Source organism: Thalassotalea sp. G20_0 (assembly GCF_017744175.1).
In the GTDB taxonomy this organism is placed as follows: Bacteria; Pseudomonadota; Gammaproteobacteria; order Pseudomonadales; family Endozoicomonadaceae; genus Endozoicomonas.
On sequence record NZ_JAGHQV010000292.1, the window covers coordinates 1 to 904 of the forward strand.

Below are 904 nucleotides of genomic sequence, written 5' to 3' on the forward strand. Positions count from 1 at the left end.
GGTAAATTCCAACCCGCAATGGAAACAGTCTTGCTTCCACTTACAGCCAGCTGTTTGTCGAAGTACAGGGTAGTACTGCTCAGATCTGAGCGAATCCGGTAAATTCTACCGATACGAAGAGCAAATCCGGCCTGATTGACGACAGCAATATAATCGTCTTCTTGAACAGCCTGGAATTTCTGTCGTTCGCCCGATAGAACGAGAGTGAATTCGTCAAACGATTCGCCCAAATGCAGGCCATCGTCAACGGCTATCCAGGCATTTAGTACCTTTGGTTCAGACATCACTCCCTCCGCTATACTTTGGCACGATAACTCAGGCTGTCACCGGAGCCCTGCTGTTCAATGTCCCCATCAGCCAGTAGTTCAGCGATGGCATCATCCCATTTATCCGGGTCAGCTCCACAGCCATTCAGAATAACCTGTTTTGAATACCACTTACCTTGATTTTCCTCTAGCCAAGCATAGATTTGCTCCGTTGTTGTTGCTCCCCACTGGTTGCCTGTAGTGTTTTTTTGCTTGGCCACAGGTTGAGGGGGAGCTTCGAATAGCCCAATTTGTGGAACATCTTTGGATTTGCTTGCTTTTGGTTTGGCAGCCTTCTTGGCTGGAACTTTTTTTGTTTTTGCTTTAGTCAGACCTTCTTTCAACTCCTCTTCATGCCTTTCCTTATTGAGCATAGCGAGACGGTAGAGCACCTCTTCCCTAGCTTTTTCGCTAATGGTATATCGCAGGTTTTTTCCTTCAGGTAGATAGGCAACTTCATGGAAGCCATGCTCCAAATCTATATCTGACCAATCGTACAAAGCTAATAAATCTGTGTTCAGCTTGGTCTGGAGAGTTCTCAGGGCATTGATTTCTTCAGAGTCAATTTCTGGGTTATGGAGATCGTTATAGAATTTGGT

Annotated in this window: 2 protein-coding genes; both read right to left on the reverse strand. The window is 45.8% G+C overall.

Going from position 1 to position 904, the window contains the following annotated elements; translation table 11 throughout:
* Positions 1-284 (reverse strand): hypothetical protein (locus J7438_RS26120; protein ID WP_209278949.1); only part of this gene is annotated, 284 nt, incomplete at its 3' end.
* Between the two features lie 11 nt (positions 285-295).
* Positions 296-904: hypothetical protein (locus J7438_RS26125; protein ID WP_209278950.1), on the reverse strand; the 609-nt coding region annotated here is incomplete at its 5' end.